This window comes from Allocatenococcus thiocycli (genome assembly GCF_921292965.1).
Taxonomy (GTDB): domain Bacteria; phylum Pseudomonadota; class Gammaproteobacteria; order Enterobacterales; family Vibrionaceae; genus Vibrio; species Vibrio natriegens.
Genome location: NZ_CAKLCK010000001.1, coordinates 104,520 through 123,238, shown reverse-complemented (window position 1 = coordinate 123,238; position 18,719 = coordinate 104,520). Strand labels below are relative to the sequence as shown.

The window sequence follows — 18,719 nt, the reverse complement described above, 5'->3', positions numbered from 1 at the left end:
GGCACAGTCCTAACGGATTTGGATAGGAAGACTGTGCTGAAGGGAGGAATGGCACGCCCTATAGGATTCGAACCTATGACCACATCCTTAGAAGGGACGTGCTCTATCCAGCTGAGCTAAGGGCGCGCTACAGGGAAAGGATTATACGAGTTAAAATGGGTAAATCAACGGCTTTTAGTAACATTCTGATCTGAATGCCTAAAAAAAGGTCACTGAAGCAATGAATGCTCAAAAACACCTCAGAGCAAACGTTTGCGTATGGATGTTAAATAGAAATTCTGCGACAATGCGCCGCAGATTATCTGCCTTCTAAAATTTATAAGGAAAGTCATGACTGCTCAAAATATTGATGGGACTCTCATTTCCCAAACTGTTCGTTCTGAAGTTGCAGCACGAGTAAAAGCTCGCGTTGAAGCTGGATTACGTGCCCCTGGCCTTGCAGTTGTTCTAGTTGGTGAAGACCCTGCTTCTCAAGTTTACGTTGGCAGTAAACGCCGCGCTTGTGAAGAAGTGGGTTTTGTTTCCAAGTCTTTTGACCTTCCGGCATCAACCACTGAAGCAGAATTGCTAGCGTTGATCGATGAGTTGAACAATGACAACGAAATTGATGGCATTTTAGTTCAGCTTCCACTTCCTGCTGGAATTGATAGCACTCATGTTTTAGAGCGTATTCATCCAGAGAAAGACGTGGATGGCTTCCACCCTTATAACGTAGGTCGTCTTGCACAGCGTATCCCTAAACTACGCTCTTGTACGCCGAAAGGTATTATTACCCTGCTTGACCGCTACAACATTAATCTTCGTGGTAAGCACGCTGTGGTTGTAGGAGCTTCGAATATCGTTGGTCGTCCAATGACACTTGAGCTGCTATTGGCGGGCTGCACAACGACGACCTGTCACCGCTTTACTAAAGACTTAGAGAGCTACGTTCGTCAAGCCGACGTCGTTGTTGTCGCAGTAGGTAAACCAAACTTCATTCCTGGCGAATGGATTAAGAAAGGCGCTGTGGTTGTCGATGTGGGTATCAACCGTCTTGACTCTGGTAAGCTAGTTGGCGACGTGGAATACGATAAAGCACGTGAAAGCGCGAGCTTCATTACTCCAGTACCTGGTGGCGTTGGTCCAATGACAGTAGCAAGCCTGATTGAAAACACAATGCTGGCTTGCGAGCAGTTCCATACGGACAAGTAATCGCAGATCGCTAAATACTAAAAAGGCTCCTCTCGGAGCCTTTTTTCTTTATGTTGTGTAAATTTAGTCTAAATCGTTAAAGACTTAAAATCACACCGGCAATGGACGCACTCATCAAGTTCGCCATCACACCTGCGACAATCGCGCGAAATCCATGCTTAGAAACAAACGCACGCTTCTCTGGCACCAATGATCCCAAACCACCAATGAGCATTGCCATGCTTGAGATGTTCGCAAAGCCACATAGTGCAAAAGTCACAATCGCTTGAGAATGTGCACTTAGCTGCGACTTCACTTCTGCAAGTTGAATAAAAGCAACAAACTCATTTACTACGATTTTATTCCCGATCAGAGACCCTGCCGTGATCGCCTCTGCCCATGGAACACCTAACAGCCAAGCAACTGGCGCAAATACGTAGCCCAAAACGAGTTCGAAGCTTAATGGTGTGCCAATAAGATCGCCAAACCATCCCAAAATACCGTTAAGCAATGCAATCACACTGATGAAAGCCAACAGCGTGCCACCAACTGCAACCGCGATACGAACACCCGCCATCGCACCATCTGCCAATGCTTCAACTACATTGGTTGCTCGTGGGGTTTCAACTTGGCTAAGATCGATTTCCTCAGCTTGGTTTGTGTCTTCCGGCATCAGAATTTTAGCCATCAACAAACCGGCAGGAGCAGACATAAACGCCGCCGCGATCAGGTAATTTAAGTCCACACCCAAAGATGCATAACCGACCAACGTACCACCAGCAACCGAAGCCAAACCACCAGTCATTACTGCAAAGAACTGAGAATCCGTCATGTGCTTTAGATAAGGTTTAACCATTAATGGCGCTTCAATCGTACCAACAAAGATATTGGCTGTAGCAGATAAAGACTCAGCACGACCAATGCCTAACAGCTTTTGGATACCACCACCGATAAAGTTAATCATTCTTGGCATAACACCAATGTGGTAAAGGCCAGCAATAAGCGAAGAGAAGAAGACAATAATGCCCAGTACATTAATAGCGAAAGTGAATCCGCCCGTCGCCAAATTGCCGAATAAAAACGCGATGCCTTCCTGACCATAGTTGATTAAGTTCGATACTACGCTGCTCACTGAGTTTAGAGCGTCTCGCCCTGCTGGTACATACAGAACCAATAGTGCAAACAATACCTGTAAGGCAAAAGCAAGTGAGACGGTTCTGAGCTTTATATTTTTTCTATTTGTAGAAAGTAGCCATGCTACGAAGAGTATGGCTACGATACCAATAAGTGAGTTCATAAATTGGGTCCGACAGAAGGGGAATGGTAAAGGCGTCGGATTGTATAGCGGACTCAAAATGCTGCAACTTGAGGTTGTTAACAGTGTGAAAAGTTTCAGTGGTCAATATTTAAACTAAACATTAAGCCATTGAATTTAATAATGATAAACGTTTGCTTTTTGTTATTATTTCCATATGGAAAAATTGTTTATAGATTCAGAAAAATTTTTGTGACAAAAATCACCTTATGTATACGATCGTCATGACTTAGGAATGGAGATATACGGTGCTAATCTTTGATCCCAATGACATGGGTTACCGATCTTCTGTTTTATAAAGTTGATCACCGCAGATATTTTTTTCGGCATGTGCTGTCGGCTCGGATAAACCGCATAGAAAGGCATCGACTGGCTGGCTTTCCATTCCGGCAGCAATTGAATTAACTTCCCAGTTCTGAATTCATCGCCAAGCAAATACGTCGCGAGATAAGCAATTCCCCACCCTGCGATTGCAGCGTCGCGAACCGCTTCAGCAAGATCAACAGAATAGTTACCGGAAACTTTTACGTTGAGTTCCTGCTGATCTTTTGTAAATGCCCATCCGGTGTAATCACGCTCCCAGCTTCTGTAGATCAGGCAGTTGTGCAACGATAGATCGTCAGGTTCCACTGGCTTATCATGTTTAAGCAGGTAGTCTGGAGACGCCGCGACAACAAACTGGCAATCCGTTAATCGCTGGGCAATGTAACCTTCGGGCAAGTGTTCATTGTTGGTTACCCATAAATCCAAGCCTTCAGCTAACATGTCCACCTTGTAGTCGAACAAGTGCACTTCAACCTCAAGTTGAGGATACCGTTCTCTTAGCTCCTGAATGGCAGGAATGATATGTAACGTGCCGAACGATTGCGAGATGCCCAACCGCACAAGCCCAGCCACTTCATCTCTCTGGCTTTCCATTTCCAGCGTCGCGCTGCTGACAGCCTGAACGACCTGCTCACAATGATGATAAAAGGTTTTGCCCGCTTCAGTCGGAGTAAAACTTCGCGTTGTGCGTTGCACCAGCTTAATACCAAGTGAGTTCTCTAATTGGCTAAGTTGTTTACTCACATGGGAGACGGATACGCCGAGGCTTTTTGCTGCCGCCGTAAAGCTTTTATGTTTGATCAATGCAGAGAAAATGACCATTTGAGCAGCACGTTCAGATAACACGAATTACCTCGATTTAAATGCAGTAAAAACTAAGGGCTCCGAAGAGCCCTTAAGAACGATAATTTATTCAGGAACTAGTATGTGATGCGATCAGCTAAGTGGCTAACAGCTAGAGCGAAGTAGTAAGAGCGGTTCCACTTCATCAACACATTGTAGTTATTGTAAACCAGATAAGTTCGACCGTTTTCATCGTCAGGCATAATCAGCCAAGCTTTGATATCGTCATCCAGTTTAGGTAGCGGGCTGCCATCAAACTTGGTGATACCTAATTTGCTCCACTCCTGCAGGTACTTACCTTTCTCTTCGGTTCGACCTTCCAAGTTATGATCAATCCCTTTCGGAACTTTTACCTGACGTCCCCAAGTGTAATTGTCATCCCAGCCGGATTTGCTCAGATAATTCGCTGTTGAAGCAAACACGTCCGCTTTGGTTTGCCAGATATCTTTCTTGCCATCACCATTGCCATCCGCTGCAAAGCGAAGGAAGGAGCTTGGCATAAACTGACACTGCCCCATCGCACCCGCCCATGAACCTTTGAAATTCTCAAGTTCAATATGGCCTTGATCCAGAATCTGAAGGGCAGCCATGGTTTCTTTACGGAAGAACTCTTCACGGCGACCTTCAAATGCCAAGGTAGAAAGCGCGTCTATGACACGGAAGTTACCCGTAAACTTACCGAAATTACTTTCCACGCCCCACAACGCAACAATAAAACGTGGCTGAACGCCGAAGGTCTCACCAATGCGTTTAAGTTCGGTGTAGTGCTCTTTGTATAATTCTTTCGCTTGCTTAACCTTCCACTCTGGGACTGCACGCGGAATGTACTCATCCAGCGTCAGTTTTTTCTCAGGTTGGTTTCGGTCTGCTTTCACTGCTCGTGGCTTATATTCAACATTAGCGAAAGCGGCGCTGATGACCTGCTCGGAGATGCCTTGAGCACGCGCTTCTGCACGCAACTTATCCAGGTATTCCTCAAAACCTTCACTACTTGCAAAGGCTGAGGCACACATGCCAACGCTAAGCAGTGTAGCCAGTATTTTTTTCATATTCCCCTCCTTGAGCAAGGCAGAAGTCTCAGCAAGATATGGAATTATTTCCTGTCTTTTTGCTGAGCTTTTTGTTCTTTATATTTTTCTAACAGATTTTCCGGTGGTGGCGGAACCTGCAGGAAGAAACCATCGTTAATTAATGAGGCTTTCACTTTCTCGATATCCACCTGCGCCAATGTACGACCATCAAGTTTAATCGTCATGACAGCGATAGGCTTACCGAACATCTGCATCAAGGTGTCAGGAACCTGTGAAAAATCATCCTTTTTCGGAATATAGAGATAAGTACCTTCTTTTTTAGAGCTTTTATAAATAGAACAAAGCATGACACGCCTTTTATGCTGATTTAGCCGTTTTTATTACGGATTTAGTTGGAAACGTAAAATTGCCGCAAACTTAATAGCAAATTTGAGATTAATTCACCGAATTGCTTGTTAGAGAACTTGCTGCGCCAAAAGATGAAATATAACATGATAGACCTAGTTTAAGGCAACGCTCTTTCAACAGAGGCAAGAAGTCCACGATGACCCATTCTCCAGACCTTAAAGGTAGCAGCTTTACTTTGTCAGTTTTACACCTTTCTGACAGCAAGATAGAAAAAACTATCGAATTTTTGCAAGAAAAAGTGTCTCAGGCACCGTCATTCTTTGCATCAGCACCTTTAGTTATCAATATATCGAAAGTCGAAGGCGACATTGATTTTCCTAAACTCAAGCAAGGTATTGCCGATGCTGGGTTCATTCCGGTCGGTGTAACGGGCTGCAAAGATAAACGTGTACAGAACCTTGCTTCTGAAGCTGGCTTCGCCATCATGTCCGCTAGTAAATCGCCGAGCCAGGCACCCGCGAAAATGGCGCCGACGAAGTTCGTTCGTACACCGGTTCGCTCTGGTCAACAAATCTACGCGAAAGACGGTGATTTAGTGGTACTAGCACATGTTAGCGCTGGGGCGGAAGTTATTGCCGATGGTTCTATCCATATTCACGGAACTTTGCGCGGGCGCGCAATTGCAGGCGCCAGTGGGCAGCATGAAGCGCGGATTATTTGCCACGATTTACAAGCAGAACTAGTATCTATTGCTGGAGATTACTGGTTAAGCGATCAAATTGAGAGTGAGTATTGGCAGCAGAAAGTAATGATCAGTAGAGCCGAAGAATCATTACATCTCGAAACACTCACGATTTAGTATAAAAAGGAAAACAAATGGCACGCATTATTGTAGTAACGTCTGGTAAAGGTGGCGTCGGTAAGACCACTTCAAGCGCAGCCATCGCCTCTGGCTTGGCTTTAAAAGGCAATAAGACTGCGGTAATCGATTTCGATATCGGTTTACGTAACCTCGATCTTATTATGGGCTGTGAGCGTCGCGTAGTTTATGACTTTGTGAACGTCATTAACGGTGAAGCGACATTAAACCAAGCGCTGATCAAAGATAAGCGCACAGAAAACTTATTTATTCTTCCTGCATCACAAACGCGCGACAAAGACGCACTCACGAAAGATGGCGTACAGCGTGTATTTACCGAATTGGACGAGATGGGTTTTGATTTCATCATCTGCGATTCACCAGCAGGTATCGAGCAAGGTGCTCTAATGGCGCTCTACTACGCGGATGAAGCCATTGTGACCACCAACCCTGAAGTCTCATCTGTACGCGACTCAGACCGTATTTTGGGTATTCTGGATTCGAAGTCGCTACGAGCAGAGCAAGGTTTAGAGCCTGTGAAGCAACACCTTCTGTTGACTCGATACAACCCGATGCGCGTAAACCAAGGTGAAATGCTGAGTGTTGAGGACGTTGAGGAGATCCTTCACATCCCGCTTCTGGGCGTGATTCCTGAAAGCCAGGCGGTGCTTAACGCATCAAACAAAGGTGTGCCAGTAACGTTTGATGAAGAGACAGACGCAGGCATGGCTTACTCTGACACAGTAGACCGCTTACTTGGTAACAAGGTAGATTTTCGTTTCCTTACAGAGGAGAAGAAAGGGCTCTTTAAACGACTGTTCGGAGGATAGACATGTCACTATTAGAATTTTTCCGCCCACAGAAGAAAAAATCCGCAAGTCTAGCCAAAGAGCGTTTGCAAATTATTGTGGCAGAACGCCGCAGCCAAGATGATCCGGCACCGTCTTATCTGCCTCAGTTAAAAGAGGATATCCTGAAGGTGATCGGCAAATACGTAGACATTGACCCGAACATGGTTGATTTAACGTTTGAGCATAAAGACGATGATATCTCGGTGCTTGAGTTAAATGTAAAACTGCCTGACGACGAGAAGTAATTCGGATTTAGGTGTTTGTGAAGTGAAATCAGTCATTGGTTTACTAACAAACACCTACCTTTCTACATTGCACACTGCATAAAAAAGGTTGGCTACATGGCCAACCTTGTTCTATCTACATCTTGCGCTACTTAAGCGCTTTATTCATTTTTTCGCCGATAAGTTCAAGACGCCAGTTTTGCATCACATCAGGCATTCTTGCCGGATCACGGTCCTTTTTCCATACCCAGCTAAGCAACTGATTGATCTGCTTTTTAGAGGCTAGAAACTCAGTCGCTAAGCCAGATTTCTGTGATGCACTTTTCACAATATCTTTCATGTTCTTGAAGACCTGCTTATAGCCTGGGTAGTCCATAAGACGTTCAATTTTCTCAGGGTATTCATCCGCAGGTGTCTGCTTGGCTTTTTTAACGATATCAGCAATCTTTGCACCGTGACGGTTAACGGCTCGGATATCAATGCCTTCCGCTTCCATTTTCTTGAAGCTTGTTAAACCAAGGCGAGCAACTGTTAATAAGTCCCCTTCTTTGAAAACAAAGTTCAGAGCAAGGTCACGTTTGATTGCCTGACGGTAACGCCAAGTCGCCAACGGCTTTAAGATAGCCAACTCTGACGGTTTCAGTTGCCATGCACCTTTGATATCAAGATACGCATTTTCTTCGTTCACTTCACGAATACGCTTCGAAACAAGTAAATCGCTCTCTTGCTGCACCGCATGCCACCAGCCAGCTTCGGTGACTTTATCGAGCAAGATTTCGTAAAGCGGCAGCAAGTAGTGTACGTCAGCCGCAGCATAATCAAGCTGCTTTTGCGTCAGCGGACGAGCCATCCAGTCTGTGCGAGACTCGCTCTTATCCAGTTCAACACTCAGATATTCTTCCACTAGCGTTGCAAAGCCTGTTGATAGCCCATGCCCAAGAAACGCAGCCATAAGCTGAGTATCGACCATAGGAAATGGCGTGCAACCAAACGCATTCTGGAACACTTCGAGATCTTCACCACACGCATGCAGGACTTTTAATACCGAGGTATCTTTCAAAAGTTCAACGAAGGGTGACATGTCCGTCAGTTCTGTCGGATCGATTAAGGAAAGATTATTGCCGTCGAAAAGCTGAATCAAACCTAGCTGTGGATAGAAAGTTCTGATCCGTACAAATTCCGTATCCAACATAACGACATCTGCGTCTCTGGCTTGAGTGCAAACTTGTTCTAGGTCTTTGTTTTTAATAATAATCTTATAATTCACATGCTTCTCGCTATAAAAAATGCCAGCAAAACGCTGGCATTCTATCATTTTTTAATTCCGGCGACTTCACGAAATCGACTTATGCGCTCTTCTTCGCAAGCTCTGCATCGTTTTCTTCACGAAGAACACGGCGTAGAATTTTACCTACGTTAGTCTTCGGTAATTCTTCACGGAATTCAACCAGTTTTGGCACCTTGTATCCCGTTAGATGTTCGCGACAATGCGCAATCACTTCATCTTTCGTTAAGCTTGGATCGCGTTTAACGACATAGATTTTCACCAGCTCACCAGAAACATCGTTAGGCTGACCAATCGCTGCAACTTCCAGAACTTTACCGTGCAATGCGACAACATCTTCGATTTCGTTCGGATAAACGTTAAAGCCAGAGACCAGAATCATATCTTTTTTACGGTCAACAATATGCAGGAAGCCTTCGTCGTCAAACTTAACAATATCACCGGTTGATAACCAGCCTTCTTGGTTGATGGTGTCTTTGCTGGCCTCCGGACGCTGCCAGTAACCTTGCATCACTTGAGGGCCACGAACCTGAAGCTCACCCGTTTCAGTATTTGGCAGAGCATTGCCATCTTCATCAACGATACGAACTTCTGTCGACGGAACAGGCAAACCAATAGACCCATTGTATTCGATAAGATCATGCGGGTAAGCGGCCACCAGAGGAGAACATTCTGTCAGGCCATAACCTTCTAGCAGATAGCAACCTGTTGTCTTCAGCCATTTTTCTGCAACGGCGCGCTGAACGGCCATGCCACCACCAACAGACAGTCGCAGATTGCTAAAGTCCAGCTCATGGAAGTCTTCATTGTTAACCAGAGCGTTAAACAGCGTGTTAACCCCGGTGATAGCAGTAAATGGATGCTTTTGTAACTCTTTTACAAAGCCCGGAATATCACGTGGGTTGGTAATCAACAGGTTACGGCCACCCATTTCGATAAACAGCAGGCAGTTCACGGTTAATGCAAATACGTGATAAAGCGGTAATGCGGTCACAACCAGTTCTCTACCAGGAGTCAGCACCGGGCCATACGCACCTTTCGCCTGCAATACGTTTGCAATCATATTGCGATGGGTCAGAATCGCGCCTTTCGCCACACCCGTCGTACCGCCAGTGTATTGTAAAAATGCAATATCATCGCCAGACATAAATGGCTTCACGTACTGTAAACGACGGCCTTTGCCTAACGCTTTACGCATTGAAATCGCACCAGGCAGGTTATATTTTGGCACCATACCTTTAACGTATTTCACGACAAAATCGACAATCGTACCCTTCGCTCGCGGCAACATCTGCCCAAGGCTGGTCAGCACAACATGTTTTACAGAGGTGTTCTCAACAATTTGCTCTAACGTATTAGCAAAGTTAGAAACAATCACGATCGCTGTTGCACCAGAGTCGTTGAGCTGGTGTTCAAGTTCACGAGGAGTGTATAACGGGTTCACGTTTACCGCGATGCAACCTGCACGCAAAATACCAAACAGCGCAACGGGGTATTGAAGCAAGTTAGGCATCATCAGAGCAACTCGGTCACCCTTTTTTAGCTTTAACTCATTTTGTAGGTAAGCGGCAAATGCACGACTACGCTCTTCCAGCTTTCGGAAGGTCATAACCGAGCCCATGTTCATAAATGCTGGTTGGTCTGCGTACTTTTGTACAGACTGCTCAAACATTTCAACCAAAGACTCATATTGGTCTGGGTTAATGGTTTCAGGTACGTCACTTGGATAACGTGAAAGCCATGGTTTATCCACGATATTACTCCTCGTTCATCGCTGTCTTACGATAACAGCCTTTTTATTTTGAGGGCCATTACAGCACAGCGAAGGTGCTTGAGCACGAAACTCCCAAACACTTGTTTAAATTTTGTTAACTACACCAAGAATTCCGTCTGAAACTTCGAGTATTTGCTCTAAATGACAGTGATGACCTCCCGAGACAGTAATCACTTGTGGTGAATTCTGCCCCCAATCAGCTTGGCTGGAAGGTAAATTTTTGAATCCTTGGTCGCCCAATACGATCAGGTGTGGACAACGTATTTGGCTGGTGATTGAGTCCGCATGCTCTTGCGCCATTCGGTAAAGCGAAGCGCATTTTAACTTAGCGTCATGTCGCCAAAACCAGACATTTTCACGCTGTACTGTTCCGCGTTCTACGATTGGCAGAAGCTGTTCAGCGGTCAGCTGGTTGGCTTGCATGCGTAACTTTAGAGCCAGTTCAAAAGAAGATAGGGATCGTTCAGGCTTATTTTGTTGCCGATGTCGACTCAAAACGCCATCACGAAGTCTTTGCAAACTATTAGAAGGCGCCTCGGTAAGAGGACCAGCACCTTCGATTTGCACTAACGCTTCGACCTGCTCAGGAAACGCAGCACTATAGCAACTTGCGACTAAAGCACCAAGTGAATGACCTACTAATACCAGCCTGTTTGGCGATAATTCATCCAATAACTCATATAAGTCGGCAATATAATCGTGGAAAAGGTAATAATTGTCGGATGATTTGTGGCTGGACAAACCATGCCCAAAATGATCAATGGCTAATAAATGTAGAGTTGGGTTGAGCTGATGCATTTGCCCCATCAACGCTTTGAAGCTACCTGCGTTGTCTAACCAACCATGAAGAAAAACGACTGACAAGTCAGCCGTTTTTTCATTACCTATTTCAAGGGCTGCCATTGTTCCGGCAGCAAGTTCAAATCGACGCTCTTGCATAGCAGATTATTTGACCTGTTTGATGATTCTGCCATCTTGCGGAAAATCGTGACGGTCCATACGACAGTTAATTGAATAGCAAGGGTAAAGGAAAAGTGGTGTATCGTAAGTTCGTACTCGCTCTTCTATCGTCCATAAACGGTAGCCCTGACCTTTCATCAGAGGGAAGATGTATTCACGCTCGCCGATTTTCCCTTCTTCTTCACCCGCACTTTTTCCGACCACTGTGACTAAACGCCCTTTGCTAAATGCCACAGGCTCTAAATAACCATCGAAGTAAACGGCAAAACGGCCTGCTGGTTCAGCACTAATATCGGGCTTGCCCGTCTCGCTAATGGGTAAATTAACGATTTCTACGCGCGTTTTGTCTTTGAAGTTGTCGACTTTAGCGATGATCCCCCCTAGACGGACATCACTATTTACAAGCCCTTGCGACTCAGCAAACGTTTTATAGTCTGTGAGAACTTGCTCAGTTGTTGCATTCAATTCTTCAGGAAGAGAACTGCACGCCGACAGCCCAAATGCAGCTAACAAAACCAGAAAAATGTGTCGAGAAAATGTCATAAGCTACCATTGAAATCTATTTATCGGGAACGAATGAGTTTCGTCCATTACACATAAGTATCGACACCAAGCAATTGAGCCAGTTCCTCTTTTTTCGCTCGATTCATGACATCCATGTACTGTTCCATCGCTTTTCGTGCATTTCCCTCGGGAAGATCGTACTGCACTTGTGCTCTGTGAATCTGGGATTCATCCACTTGCTTTATGGAATGCGCGACCGCACTAGCAACTTTAGACGCCTGACCGACAGGTTGCTTAATCTGAGATTTTGTTACCTGCTTCTTTTTACTGACTTTGTTCGTGCGAGTCGAACCTGCTATCAGCGAGGGCGGTAATCCATTAATCGACGCCATAACGTTCCATAAAAAAGCGGGGTAATCCCCGCTTTTATCTCAATCTAAATTATTCGCGGCCCGGAAGTTTCTTCCAGGTCACATTATCGCGCAGATAAACCGGACTTGATTCTTCAACCGGAACCGTGTTGCCTTTTTCTAACTCTTGCTTGGCCAGAATCACGATGTCTTGAGAATCAGGGTAAAGTACGTCACTTGAAGTAACACTGAATGGCAAATTGGCCAGCTCTTCCTGATAAGCCCCCCAACCGGTACCTGCCGTTGTCCAGGTTTTATCGTCGGCTTGAGCTTCTTCAACCAGACGTGCAGGCGGAATCACACACTCTTCATCCACACCGGCCCACTCACCATTTTCCTGGCGAGAATAACGCGCCCAGTACACTTCACTCATGCGTGCATCAATAGCAACGGCAACATCCGTCGAACCATGAAGACGGTAGCTTGCTTGTGCCATCGCAGCGAGTGTTGACACACCAATCATCGGCAATTCAGCACCAAACGCTAAACCTTGTGCAATGCCGATACCGATACGAACACCTGTGAAGCTACCCGGACCACGACCAAATGCCAGTGCATCCAGTTCTTGTAGAGTCAGACCCGCTTCTTTCAACACTTCATCAACCATAGGTAAGACTTTTTTCGTATGGTCACGAGGTGCAACTTCACTGCGTGAAATCACTTGATCATTAACCAGTAGTGCAACTGAACAGTTTTCAGTTGATGTATCGATGGCAAGAATTTTTGCGCTCATTTAACTCTCTACAACTCTATTTGATTTGATTATGCCACAACACAGGTCTGTGGCTGATTATCCTGCTTTAAGGAAAGCTTTGATTCGTTCTAAATCTCGTGTTCTTGGAATCGGCGGTAAACTTCCCAAGAAGGTGCCACCATAATCTCGGGTCACCAAGCGATTATCACAAATGATCAATGCTCCATGATCTTTCTGATCCCGAATCAAGCGTCCTACGCCCTGCTTTAACGTAATCACCGCATCTGGAATTTGCACTTCAGCAAAAGGCTCGCCGCCACGCAGTCGACAATCTTCGATTCGGGCTTTGAGGAGCGGGTCATCAGGGGCGGTAAACGGTAATTTGTCGATGATAACACAGCTCAGCGCATCACCTCTAACATCGATCCCTTCCCAAAACGCACCCGTTGCCACCAGCAACGCATTTCCGAGCTCCATAAACTCAGCCAAGGTTTTTTGTTTACTCATTTCACCTTGCATCAGAACAGGCAAATCCAGCGTTTCACGGAACTGTTCACCCAACTCACGCATCATGCTATGAGAGGTACACAGAAAGAAGCAGCGTCCCTGGTTCTCTTCAATGACTGGCGCTAACATTCTCACCAGTTTATCCGCGAGCCCCGGACTGTTTGGTTCTGGTAAATAACGAGGTACACATAAGCGCGCTTGTTTTTCATAATCAAACGGCGATGGCAACGAAAACTGCTGTTTGGGCTTCAGACCTAAACGCTCGGTAAAATGTTTAAAATCTCCCGACACCGCCAAGGTTGCGGAGGTAAAGATCCAAGACCCCTGCTTAATTTCAATTTGCTCATGAAACTTATCGGCAACGGAAAGCGGAGTGATGTGCAACGCAAAATGACGGGGTGAAGTGTCATACCAATAGGAATAACCAGTGATGTCGACGTCACAAACACGGTTGATCCGACCTTTAATTAAATTGGCACGTTCAAATGCGGCATCCAGCAGTTGGCTACGGCCTAATGCAATTTTGAGAACATCAATGGCAAGATCGAGACTGTCGGTTAGCCGAACCAGTTCACGCTTGATGGATTCCGACTGCATCGCTTCTCGCCAGTTGCCACGAAATCCAGGTTCGCCAAGCACAATTCTCATGTCCATGGCACTTTGCAGTAACTTATCCCCGACCTTCTGCAATTGACGCATGTCTTTCGCTTCGGTTCGGTAAGCAATTTCAATGTCTTTAGCCAAATCATGAATTTGACGGCTAGAGACCGTCTGCCCAAAATATTCACTGGCAATGTCGGGTAACTGATGCGCTTCGTCGAAAATAAAGACGTCCGCCTCCGGGATCAACTCTCCAAACCCGGTTTCTTTAATCGCTAGGTCAGCAAGAAACAGGTGATGGTTCACCACAACCACATCGGAATCCATGGCTCGTTTGCGTGCTTTTAGTACAAAACAGTCGGTATAGCTTGGGCATTCTTTGCCCAAACAATTGTCGTTCGTCGATGTAATCGTCGGAATGATCATGCTGTCTTCCGGCAAATCTTCGCAGTCACCTAAGTCACCCGTTTTAGTTTCGGAAGACCACGATCTCACCTTAACTAATTGAGTCAGCAACGTGGGATCCGACTCGTTAGTGTGGCTTTCCACCATCTGACGGCTAAGGCGATCCAGACAAAGGTAGTTGGAGCGCCCTTTCAACAGCGCTACCTGACCATAAAAGCCCAGTGCATTCACCATGAGAGGTAAATCTCGATGGTACAGCTGCTCCTGCAGGTTTTTAGAACCGGTACTGATGATGACTTTCTTGCCGCTTAACAGAGCAGGAACTAGGTAAGCAAAGGTTTTGCCTGTTCCTGTCCCGGCTTCCACTACCAGTTGACTCTGATCTTTGATCGCACTACTGACGGCTTCTGCCATATCAATTTGGGGCTGGCGAGCCTGAAAGCCCGGTATAGCTTTACCTAAAGCGCCCTCAGAGGAGAATGTTTTTGCGATCATATCTGGGTCTGATTAGAAAAATTGCCGAGATTATAACAGACGATTGGCGCAGACATCAGCCTACAATATGACCTGCTTATTACTCATCGTAGATATTTTGTTGAAACCAGTCCCAGAATAGATTATTTATGGTGGAACATTGCGGTACGGTTGGTTCCTGTCAGCCAACGCACTTTTCGTACGCTTCATTTTTATTGCATGGAAGTCCCTAGTTTATGGAAAAGAAAACCCTGTTAACCCATTGTTCAGACGCTCCGGGTTTAATCTCAAAAATCACTAACATTTGTTACAAGCATCAACTAAATATCATTCACAATAACGAGTTTGTTGATAATACCAGCGGGCACTTTTTCATGCGCACAGAGTTGGAAGGTTACTTCAACGATCACACTCTTCTCGCCGATTTAGACCAGGCTTTACCTGCCGGTGCAAAACGCACGTTGGTTAGCTCCCGCCGTAAGCGTATCGTTATCTTGGTAACGAAAGAAGCGCATTGTCTGGGCGATATTCTGATGAAAAATTACGATGGTGGCTTAGATGTTGAAATCGCGGCGGTCGTTGGTAACTACGACAAACTGCAAACGCTGACTGAGCGATTTGATATTCCTTATCACTATGTGACGCATGAGGATCTCAGCCGCGAAGAGCACGAACAAAAAATGCTCGAAGTCATCGGCCAATACGATGCGGACTACATCGTTCTAGCGAAGTACATGCGCGTATTAACTCCGTCATTTGTTGAGAAATACCACCACAAAATCATCAACATTCACCACAGTTTCTTACCAGCGTTTATTGGTGCGAAGCCTTACCAACAAGCCTATGACCGTGGGGTTAAGATCATCGGTGCTACAGCGCACTTTGTGACCAATGATTTGGACGAAGGCCCGATCATTAAGCAGGACGTAATTCCTGTCGACCACAACTTTAGTGCACAGGACATGGCGCAAGCAGGTCGTGATGTCGAGAAGAACGTCTTAAGTAAAGCGCTTAATAAAGTGTTGAATGACCATGTCTTTGTCTACGGCAATAAGACCGTGATTCTGTAATAAGCTCTTCCGTCACATACCAGAACGACAAATAAACCCGCCTCTTTGGCGGGTTTTGTCTTTTCAGCACTATCCTGAGCTTTTAACGTTATAACTAAGCGATCTGCGCCGAAATTTTTCCATTTACTTACAATCATTTACCTCACGAATAATTTGGTTTATAAATCAATCTCCTTATAATAAACCAATTTAATAACGAGGAATTAAAATGAAAAAAACGTTAGTGGCTTTTCTGATTGGGATGACTTTACCTGCAACCACAATGGCAGATACTGACACTCTTAATCCTTTTCAGAATGATGTATCCACACGAATTATTGGCGGAGAGCCAGCCAATACAACAGACTGGAGATTTATTGCTTCAATCGTACATAAAGACCAGCCAGCCTACCTTGGCCACTTCTGTGGTGGTAGTTTCCTTGGCGGAAAATACGTATTAACCGCAGCGCACTGTGTTGAAGACACCAATGCAGATGATATCGATATCGTGCTTGGCCTCTACGACCAAACAAATGAGTCTCAAGCGCAGCGTATCGCAGTTCAAAATATCTATACACATCACGCCTATAATAGTTATACAACGAACAATGATATCGCCCTTATCGAACTTGCACATAGTGTCGATAGCGCGACTATCGAATTAGCAACGCCTACAGTATTAGATATTGTGCAAACAGGGGACAAGCTCCATGTCGCGGGCTGGGGCAATACCTCGACCACAGGTACAGTATTCCCAACCGTGCTACAACAAGTGGATCTGGAATATGTAGACCGCGCTACGTGCCAAAATCTGGAGGGAAATTATTCCAATGTATCAGATGATGGCATTTGTGCTGGGTACATCTCGGGAGGAAAAGACAGCTGTCAAGGAGATAGTGGCGGACCGCTCATTGTCGATGATAATGGCATCAACAAACTGCTGGGTGTGGTTAGTTGGGGTGAAGGGTGTGCTCAACCTGAGGCCTATGGCGTTTACGCCAACGTGGCCCACTTTCAGCACAACGGCTGGATAGATAGCCATCGCAATACCATCAGCTATACCCAGTATCGAGATCTTCGTCTGGTTGAGAGAAAAGCTCAACAGGAGACCTTTACCATTCGTAATGACGAGGTAGACTCTCCACTCAACATCACCGATGTTACCCTATCAAGCGGACTAACAATTGCCGAAAACACTTGTATAGAGACCCTGAGTCCTTCTGAAAGTTGTCAAATTACGGTGGGCTACTACCCAACTTATGCAGCTTCAGTGGAAACGATTGAAGTCACCACCGATCACCCGAAACTACCTAAGCTTTCGACCACCTTTGAATATATGGGTGTTGATAAGGCCAGCAATTCGTTGAGCAGTGCCATTCCGCTGACAGGTGTTAATGTTTATACCAATAATTACGCTTGGACAGCCGAAAATGGTGAACTTCACTCTGCAGATATGGGCGCTGCTACTGGTGAGTCTATCTTGTACCTCACTGATCTGCCTAAAGGCAAACTGACGATGGATCTGAAAGTGTTACCCGATGGTTTTGACTATTTTGTCGTCTATATTAATGGTCAAATGTATGATTACACCAACCAGCTTCTAGATTACACCGAGGTTTCAGCCGATCTTTACAGAACGTCAAATACGGTTATGTTGGCTTACGTGAAAAACTACGCAGAGACTGGTGGTTTTGACGCACAAGCGAATATTCGTAATATCAAAATGGCGGCTAGCGCGGATAACAATGGCGATAATAGTGTTAAGAGCAAATCCAGCTCAGGTGGCAGCTTATCTATTGGTCTGTTAATGCTGCTGGCTGCTGGCTCATTCCTTCGCCGAAAAAGAGGATAATCAGATGAAATATGCATTCAAAACAGTACTGCTTAGCTTGAGCTCTATCAGCTTGGCCGCTTGCTCAGCGAATGCAGAGATGCAAGAAAGTCTCACATCTGAGCACCAAGCAATGATGGTTGAAGCTTACCGAGTTAGTGAGAGTACGATTTCATTTATCGCCGAGTCGACAGGCTGTAGTCAAAACGATGACTTTAGCCTGAAAGTCGAGCAAAATTCTCAAACAAAGGTTCTGGTCACCATCGTCAGAGACAAAATGGATCATTGTAAACGAATGCCGTTTTCAAAGACCTTCACATTACCTTTGGGCGAAGAGTTGCAAGGCAAAAAGCTTTCCATCTCAAACCCAATGGGCAAGTCACTGACTAAAAAGTAATTCTCTAATTTAAAGGGAGCCTCAGCTCCCTTTTCATCTTCTACAACGAGAAAATTATCAACGAACTTGTTGAGACGGCAGTAATAAGCCAACCTCTCGCTCGAACGAGCTTGCTTTTATGCTTCAGACTCGACAATCGCCTTTAGTGAATGCGGATGAAGTTTGATACACACCCCTTGGTATTTAAATGCCACCGTTGGGTTGTTGAGGCGTTCCCCTTCCCCTTTCGGACTCGATAATTTGGTTTTCACGCCAATTTCTTCCAACTTTTCAAACTGCGCACCGAAATCCGGGTAAGTGTGTCTTAGATCAGCGAGAAACTCATCCGCCGTATCCGCATGAGACGGGATGACAAACTCTACATGCTCCCAACCTTCTGTTGGGTAAATTTTGCCTTCTGCCGGATACGGTAATTCCAAACACTCAATTTTCCACCCCCGGCTTTCTAGCATGTTTTCAAACTCAATCACGATGATTGGACGGCCATTGATATGCGCCTGAGAAATGACTTTACCGTACTGAGCCCATGCTTGATGGGCTTGTTGCGCCGTTTGAGTATCGTTGATACGCAACGCAATATGGTCAGCCTGAGCCAAACTCAAATCCAAGTGAAGCATTGAAGCCAGTGCTTCAATTTTTTCCACAAACGCGTCCAAGTCCTGGAGCATCAATTCGGGTGTTAAGCGTTTTTCTACTAATTCAGTCGTCATCGGTATTCTCTGAAAGGAGGATTTTGTCTTTTATAGAGTCGCAATAGTAAACCTAAAGCGCCTTATACCCAAATAGCTTCACTATGATGGGTTCAGCGAGGCAGGGCTTGTTTGGATGTACATTTCCATTCAGTCGAAAAAGTATAAATTTCCC

19 protein-coding genes and 1 tRNA gene are annotated in these 18,719 nt (G+C 45.4%); 7 read left to right on the top strand and 13 right to left on the bottom strand.

The window, feature by feature from the left end; genetic code table 11:
* Nucleotides 1-49: 49 nt before the first annotated feature.
* Nucleotides 50-126 (bottom strand) — tRNA-Arg (locus L9Q40_RS00580).
* 204 nt (nt 127-330) lie between these two features.
* On the opposite strand from L9Q40_RS00580, the gene folD reads away from it, so the two are divergent.
* Complete coding sequence (folD, locus tag L9Q40_RS00575; protein ID WP_014231181.1) at nt 331-1,191, top strand: bifunctional methylenetetrahydrofolate dehydrogenase/methenyltetrahydrofolate cyclohydrolase FolD; 861 nt, start codon at nt 331-333, stop codon at nt 1,189-1,191.
* 76 nt (nt 1,192-1,267) lie between these two features.
* On the opposite strand, the gene L9Q40_RS00570 is transcribed toward folD, so the two are convergent.
* From L9Q40_RS00570 to L9Q40_RS00555, 4 genes are all read right to left on the bottom strand, one after another.
* The gene (locus tag L9Q40_RS00570) at nt 1,268-2,467 is read right to left on the bottom strand and encodes a NupC/NupG family nucleoside CNT transporter (protein ID WP_498791650.1); all 1,200 of its coding nucleotides are present in this window, start codon (nt 2,465-2,467) and stop codon (nt 1,268-1,270) included.
* 240 nt (nt 2,468-2,707) lie between these two features.
* Nucleotides 2,708-3,655 carry a LysR family transcriptional regulator gene (locus tag L9Q40_RS00565; protein WP_014231179.1) on the bottom strand — a complete coding sequence of 316 codons (948 nt, stop codon included), beginning with the start codon at nt 3,653-3,655 and terminating at the stop codon, nt 2,708-2,710.
* A gap of 74 nt (nt 3,656-3,729) precedes the next feature.
* Nucleotides 3,730-4,701, bottom strand: coding sequence for a lytic murein transglycosylase (locus tag L9Q40_RS00560; RefSeq protein WP_498791649.1), 972 nt, complete (start codon nt 4,699-4,701; stop codon nt 3,730-3,732).
* Between the two features lie 44 nt (nt 4,702-4,745).
* The gene (locus L9Q40_RS00555; protein WP_014231177.1) at nt 4,746-5,030 is read right to left on the bottom strand and encodes a YcgL domain-containing protein; all 285 of its coding nucleotides are present in this window, start codon (nt 5,028-5,030) and stop codon (nt 4,746-4,748) included.
* Between the two features lie 197 nt (nt 5,031-5,227).
* Here L9Q40_RS00555 and minC point away from each other — a divergent pair, with 197 nt between their 5' ends.
* The 3 genes from minC to minE are packed head-to-tail and all read left to right on the top strand — an operon-like array spanning nt 5,228 to nt 6,986.
* Nucleotides 5,228-5,890, top strand: a complete 663-nt coding sequence (gene minC, locus L9Q40_RS00550) for a septum site-determining protein MinC (protein WP_020336114.1) — start codon at nt 5,228-5,230, stop codon at nt 5,888-5,890.
* A gap of 17 nt (nt 5,891-5,907) precedes the next feature.
* Nucleotides 5,908-6,720, top strand: a complete 813-nt coding sequence (gene minD / locus L9Q40_RS00545) for a septum site-determining protein MinD (protein ID WP_014231175.1) — start codon at nt 5,908-5,910, stop codon at nt 6,718-6,720.
* A 2-nt stretch (nt 6,721-6,722) separates the two neighbouring features.
* Nucleotides 6,723-6,986 carry a cell division topological specificity factor MinE gene (gene minE, locus L9Q40_RS00540; protein ID WP_014231174.1) on the top strand — a complete coding sequence of 88 codons (264 nt, stop codon included), beginning with the start codon at nt 6,723-6,725 and terminating at the stop codon, nt 6,984-6,986.
* A 127-nt stretch (nt 6,987-7,113) separates the two neighbouring features.
* Here minE and rnd read toward each other — a convergent pair whose 3' ends face one another.
* The 7 genes from rnd to yoaA all read right to left on the bottom strand — a co-directional run bounded on the left by rnd (nt 7,114) and on the right by yoaA (nt 14,599).
* Nucleotides 7,114-8,232, bottom strand: a complete 1,119-nt coding sequence (gene rnd, locus L9Q40_RS00535) for a ribonuclease D (RefSeq protein ID WP_498791648.1) — start codon at nt 8,230-8,232, stop codon at nt 7,114-7,116.
* A 79-nt stretch (nt 8,233-8,311) separates the two neighbouring features.
* Complete coding sequence (gene fadD / locus L9Q40_RS00530) at nt 8,312-10,003, bottom strand: long-chain-fatty-acid--CoA ligase FadD (RefSeq protein ID WP_498791647.1); 1,692 nt, start codon at nt 10,001-10,003, stop codon at nt 8,312-8,314.
* Nucleotides 10,004-10,108: 105 nt separating this feature from the next.
* Nucleotides 10,109-10,963, bottom strand: coding sequence for an alpha/beta fold hydrolase (locus L9Q40_RS00525; protein WP_491842649.1), 855 nt, complete (start codon nt 10,961-10,963; stop codon nt 10,109-10,111).
* A 6-nt stretch (nt 10,964-10,969) separates the two neighbouring features.
* Nucleotides 10,970-11,527 carry a Slp family lipoprotein gene (locus L9Q40_RS00520; RefSeq protein ID WP_434172016.1) on the bottom strand — a complete coding sequence of 186 codons (558 nt, stop codon included), beginning with the start codon at nt 11,525-11,527 and terminating at the stop codon, nt 10,970-10,972.
* 47 nt (nt 11,528-11,574) lie between these two features.
* Entirely contained in the window at nt 11,575-11,880 is a 306-nt protein-coding gene (locus L9Q40_RS00515) for a chromosome partitioning protein ParA (RefSeq protein ID WP_498791646.1), read from the bottom strand.
* Between the two features lie 49 nt (nt 11,881-11,929).
* The gene (gene tsaB / locus L9Q40_RS00510; protein ID WP_330471238.1) at nt 11,930-12,631 is read right to left on the bottom strand and encodes a tRNA (adenosine(37)-N6)-threonylcarbamoyltransferase complex dimerization subunit type 1 TsaB; all 702 of its coding nucleotides are present in this window, start codon (nt 12,629-12,631) and stop codon (nt 11,930-11,932) included.
* Nucleotides 12,632-12,688: 57 nt separating this feature from the next.
* Nucleotides 12,689-14,599: a DNA repair helicase YoaA gene (yoaA, locus tag L9Q40_RS00505; protein ID WP_014231167.1), complete on the bottom strand. Its 1,911-nt coding sequence runs from the start codon at nt 14,597-14,599 to the stop codon at nt 12,689-12,691.
* A 215-nt stretch (nt 14,600-14,814) separates the two neighbouring features.
* On the opposite strand from yoaA, the gene purU reads away from it, so the two are divergent.
* The 3 genes from purU (at nt 14,815) to L9Q40_RS00490 (ending at nt 17,855) form a co-directional block, all read left to right on the top strand.
* Nucleotides 14,815-15,648 carry a formyltetrahydrofolate deformylase gene (gene purU, locus L9Q40_RS00500; RefSeq protein ID WP_014231166.1) on the top strand — a complete coding sequence of 278 codons (834 nt, stop codon included), beginning with the start codon at nt 14,815-14,817 and terminating at the stop codon, nt 15,646-15,648.
* Between the two features lie 208 nt (nt 15,649-15,856).
* Complete coding sequence (locus L9Q40_RS00495) at nt 15,857-17,479, top strand: trypsin-like serine protease (RefSeq protein ID WP_498791645.1); 1,623 nt, start codon at nt 15,857-15,859, stop codon at nt 17,477-17,479.
* Nucleotides 17,480-17,483: 4 nt separating this feature from the next.
* Nucleotides 17,484-17,855 (top strand): hypothetical protein, encoded by a 372-nt coding sequence (locus L9Q40_RS00490; protein WP_409390361.1) that lies wholly within the window; start codon nt 17,484-17,486, stop codon nt 17,853-17,855.
* Between the two features lie 116 nt (nt 17,856-17,971).
* Here the strand turns inward: L9Q40_RS00490 and L9Q40_RS00485 are convergent, their stop codons facing one another.
* Nucleotides 17,972-18,565: a VOC family protein gene (locus L9Q40_RS00485; protein WP_330471241.1), complete on the bottom strand. Its 594-nt coding sequence runs from the start codon at nt 18,563-18,565 to the stop codon at nt 17,972-17,974.
* Nucleotides 18,566-18,719: the final 154 nt, after the last annotated feature.